Source organism: Mycetocola sp. (assembly GCF_046716805.1).
In the GTDB taxonomy this organism is placed as follows: domain Bacteria; phylum Actinomycetota; class Actinomycetes; order Actinomycetales; family Microbacteriaceae; genus Mycetocola_A.
This window is the reverse complement of record NZ_JBKJWH010000011.1, coordinates 1-4,183: the sequence shown is the minus strand read 5'-3', so window position 1 is coordinate 4,183 and position 4,183 is coordinate 1. Positions and strand designations below refer to the sequence as shown.

Annotated in this window: 4 protein-coding genes and 1 pseudogene; 2 read left to right on the top strand and 3 right to left on the bottom strand. The window is 64.7% G+C overall.

What is annotated here, in order from left to right; genetic code table 11:
- A pseudogene (locus ACLQ62_RS00825) lies at window positions 1-402 on the bottom strand (hypothetical protein); the annotation flags it as partial.
- Between the two features lie 224 nt (window positions 403-626).
- Here ACLQ62_RS00825 and cysK point away from each other — a divergent pair.
- Both cysK and epsC read left to right on the top strand, forming a co-directional pair.
- The gene (gene cysK, locus ACLQ62_RS00820) at window positions 627-1,565 is read left to right on the top strand and encodes a cysteine synthase A (protein ID WP_411719760.1); all 939 of its coding nucleotides are present in this window, start codon (window positions 627-629) and stop codon (window positions 1,563-1,565) included.
- A gap of 3 nt (window positions 1,566-1,568) precedes the next feature.
- Window positions 1,569-2,132, top strand: a complete 564-nt coding sequence (epsC, locus tag ACLQ62_RS00815; RefSeq protein ID WP_411719759.1) for a serine O-acetyltransferase EpsC — start codon at window positions 1,569-1,571, stop codon at window positions 2,130-2,132.
- Between the two features lie 98 nt (window positions 2,133-2,230).
- Here the strand turns inward: epsC and prfA are convergent, their stop codons facing one another.
- Window positions 2,231-3,310 carry a peptide chain release factor 1 gene (prfA, locus tag ACLQ62_RS00810; RefSeq protein WP_411719758.1) on the bottom strand — a complete coding sequence of 360 codons (1,080 nt, stop codon included), beginning with the start codon at window positions 3,308-3,310 and terminating at the stop codon, window positions 2,231-2,233.
- A 119-nt stretch (window positions 3,311-3,429) separates the two neighbouring features.
- A partial coding sequence (gene rho, locus ACLQ62_RS00805; RefSeq protein ID WP_411719757.1) for a transcription termination factor Rho occupies window positions 3,430-4,183 on the bottom strand: 754 nt, incomplete at its 5' end.

Genomic DNA, 4,183 nt, shown 5'->3' with positions numbered 1-4,183 from the left:
TGGCGGGATCGACGTGCTTTCCTCGGTCGAGCTGGTGGTGATCCCTTCCAAGAGCTCGAATGCTTTTCCCAGAATCTCCTGCGCCGCCTCGGATTGCGCGACCTTCTTCTTCAAAGCCTCGTTCTCCCGGCGCAGCCGTGCCAGTTCCGCACGATCACGACTATCCATCCGTTTCGGTGACCTTTCCGCTGCAGCAACCATCGACGCCGTCAATTCTCCCCGAGCTCGAGCCTGCCGCCACCGATCGACCGTGGTCGAGGCCAGATCGAACTCCCGCAACAGCCGGGCCTTCGACCCCCGCTCCACGCATTCGTCCCACCGGCGGAGAAACTCCACCCGGAACAACAACGGATACGACCGGCTCCCGCTCGCGGTCCGGCCGACAATCATCATCTCGCTCATGTTCTACTTCGCTTTCCCCACACCCTCACCAGATGTCTCACGACCATCCTGGCAAGCAGCGGACAGCACCCGCGCGAAGCAAACAGACCCGCGCCACCGCACCCTGCTCTGGGCGCCCATGCACACATCCGGAATGACACACAACCGGTGGCGGTTGCACCGGGCAATAAGCTGTAATCCAGTCGACCGCGCTCAGCGCGGACCATAACCCAAGGAGTATATTCGTGGCCGGAAAGATCTACGCCAATATCACCGAGGCGTTCGGCAACACCCCTCTCGTACAGCTGAACCGAGTGACCGATGGCGCTGGGGCCACCGTTCTCGCGAAGCTGGAGTATTACAACCCCGGTTCCAGCGTGAAAGACCGCCTGGGAGTCGCGATCGTCGACGCCGCAGAGGCCGCAGGCGCGCTCAAGCCCGGGGGAACCATCGTCGAGGGAACCAGTGGCAACACCGGCATCGCCCTCGCGCTCGTCGGTGCCGCCAGGGGCTACAAAGTGATCCTCTCGATGCCGGCGTCGATGAGCACGGAGCGTCGGGTCCTGTTGCGCGCGTTCGGCGCAGAACTCGTCCTCACCGAGCCGGCACTCGGCATGAAGGGCGCTGTTGCCCGGGCTGAGGAGATCGTGGCATCGACGCCCGGAGCGATCCTCGCCCGTCAGTTCGCCAACGAAGCCAATGCCGAGATCCACCGCAAGACCACCGCAGAGGAGATCTGGCGGGACACCGACGGCAACATCGACATCTTCGTCGCCGGTGTGGGCACCGGTGGCACGATCACCGGAGTCGGGCAGGTCCTCAAGCAGCGCAAACCCGACGTCCAGGTCGTCGCGGTCGAACCGATCGACTCCCCCATCCTCAACGGCGGCGCGCCCGGTCCACACAAGATCCAGGGCATCGGCGCGAACTTCGTGCCCGAGATCCTCGACACGACCATCTACGACGAGGTCATCGACGTCAGCTTCGAGGACTCCGTCCGCGTGGCCAAGCGCCTGGCCGCTGAAGAAGGCATCCTCAGCGGAATCTCGTCCGGTGCGATCATCTGGGCGGCGACCGAACTGGCGAAGCGCCCGGAGAACGCCGGCAAGCGCATCGTCGCCATCGTCTGCGACACCGGGGAACGCTACATCTCGACGCCGCTCTGGTCAGACCTCTCCGACTAGACGATGCCCGTTCTCTCCCGAATCCGGGAAGACATCGCGGCCGCGCGCGTGCACGACCCTGCCGCGCGCGGCTCCGTTGAAATCTTCCTCACCTACTCCGGCCTCCACGCGATCTGGGCGTACCGGCTGACGTCCAGGCTGTGGGCGCGCGGCGCACGGATGCCAGCACGCATGCTCTCGCAGTTCACCCGATTCCTCACCGGGGTCGAGATCCACCCGGGCGCGATCATCGGCCGGAGATTCTTCATCGATCACGGCATGGGAGTCGTCATCGGTGAGACCGCCGAGGTCGGCGACGACGTCATGCTGTTCCACAGCGTCACGCTCGGCGGGAAGTCCCGGGGGCGGGAGAAACGGCATCCGACGCTCGGGAACGGCGTGCAGGTCGGAGCAGGCGCGAAGATCATCGGACCGATCACCGTGGGCGCCGGCAGCATCGTCGGCGCGAACGCCGTGGTGACGAAGGATGCCCCGGCGATGTCACTGCTCGTCGGAGTTCCGGCCCACGCACGTCCCCGCGAACCAGGGAAGACCTACGGCCTCACGGAGCCTGAGTACCACATCTGAGGGTCGACCCTCAGCGGTACCGGCTGTTCACCTGCCCCGGACGAAAACACTCGGCGAGCCACGTGAGTTCGTCCGGATCGGGTGAAAACGCGGCAGGATCAGCCCTGGTCGCCGATGTCGGCGAGGCGAGCCTCTTCGTCGGCACGGATCGCGGATTCGATCAGCGGGTCGAGCGAACCGTTGATCACGGCATCCAGGTTGTATGCCTTGTAACCGGTACGGTGGTCGGCGATCCGGTTCTCCGGAAAGTTGTAGGTGCGGATGCGCTCCGACCGGTCCATCGTGCGGATCTGCGTTTTGCGCTTGGCACTGTCGAGTTCTGCCTGCTCCTCCTGCTGGCGGGCCAGGATGCGTGCGCGCAGCACGCGCATTCCTGCCTCACGGTTCTGCAGCTGGCTCTTTTCGTTCTGCATCGCAACGACGATTCCTGTTGGCAGGTGGGTGATGCGCACAGCGGAGTCGGTCGTGTTGACCGACTGCCCGCCTGGACCGCTCGAGCGGTAGACGTCGATCTTGAGGTCGTTCTGGCTGATCTCGACCTCTTCGGGAGCGTCGACCTCGGGGAAGACGAGCACGCCGGTGGTGGAGGTGTGGATGCGTCCCTGCGACTCCGTGGCCGGAACCCTCTGGACGCGGTGGACTCCACCCTCGTACTTGAGGTGCGCCCAGACGCCCTGCGACGGATCCGTGGCGTTGGACTTGATGGCGACCTGGACATCCTTGTAGCCGCCGAGGTCGCTCTCAGTCCGGTCAAGCATCTCCGTCTTCCAGCCTTTGGACTCGGCGTAGTGCAGGTACATCCGCAACAGATCGGCGGCGAACAGTGCGCTTTCGGCGCCGCCCTCACCGCCCTTGATCTCCATGATGACGTCCCGACCGTCGTCCGGGTCGCGCGGGATGAGCAGCCGGCGCAGTTTCTCCTGTGCCGTAGCCAGGCCCGCTTCGAGCCCGGGGACCTCGGCTGCGAACGCGTCGTCTTCCTTCGCAAGTTCACGCGCGGCGGCGAGGTCGTCCTGTGCTTCGATCCACGAGTTGTGCGCCGCGAGGATCTTCGACAACTCGGCGTAGCGCCGGTTGATCTTCTTCGACCGAGCGGGATCTGCGTGAACCGCCGGGTCAGCGAGCTGTTCCTGCAGGTCCTTGTGCTCGTCGATCAGTACCTGTACCGATTCAAACATTTCTCATCCGTCCTTTAGCGATTGTCTACCTGCCAGTCGAGTAATGACAAAACCCGTCCGCCCCGACCGGTCGACTCGAAGAGAGTCGCAAGCCTGGGCAAACGGGTTCGTCTGTTTCGCTAGCGGTGGTCGCGCTCGTGGTCGTGGCTGCGTCCGGTGCCTGCGACGGGCGCGGGCATGCTCTTCTGCATCTGGACGAGGAACTCGACGTTGGACTGGGTCTCCTTGAGCTTGCCAAGGACGACCTCGAGTGCCTGCTGCTGGTCGAGCCCGGCGAGGGCACGGCGCAGCTTCCAGGTGACACGGACTTCGTCCGCTCCGAGGAGCATCTCTTCACGCCGTGTCGACGACGCGTTGACGTCGACGGCGGGGAAGATGCGCTTGTCGGCCAGCTGGCGCGACAGGCGGAGCTCGGAATTACCGGTGCCCTTGAACTCTTCGAAGATGACCTCGTCCATTTTGGACCCGGTCTCGACGAGCGCGGTGGCGAGGATGGTGAGCGAGCCACCATTCTCGATGTTGCGCGCCGCACCGAAGAAACGCTTCGGCGGGTACAGGGCGGATGCGTCGACTCCACCGGACAGGATGCGTCCCGAGGTCGGTGCTGCCAGGTTGTATGCGCGGCCGAGGCGGGTGATCGAGTCAAGGAGGACGACGACGTCGTGCCCGAGCTCGACGAGCCGCTTGGCGCGCTCGATGGCCAGTTCAGCCACCGTGGTGTGGTCCTCAGCCGGACGGTCGAAGGTGGAGGCGATGACCTCACCCTTCACCGCACGCTGCATGTCGGTGACCTCTTCGGGGCGCTCGTCGCCGAGCACCCCCAAGATGTGCACCTGTCTGGTATAAACATCTACGAGCCCACCCGGCCCTAAG

Coding starts and splice junctions, on each gene's coding strand:
- prfA (WP_411719758.1), bottom strand. CDS start 3,310: ATGTTTGAATCGGTACAGGTACTGATCGACGAGCACAAGGACCTGCAG.
- epsC (WP_411719759.1), top strand. CDS start 1,569: ATGCCCGTTCTCTCCCGAATCCGGGAAGACATCGCGGCCGCGCGCGTG.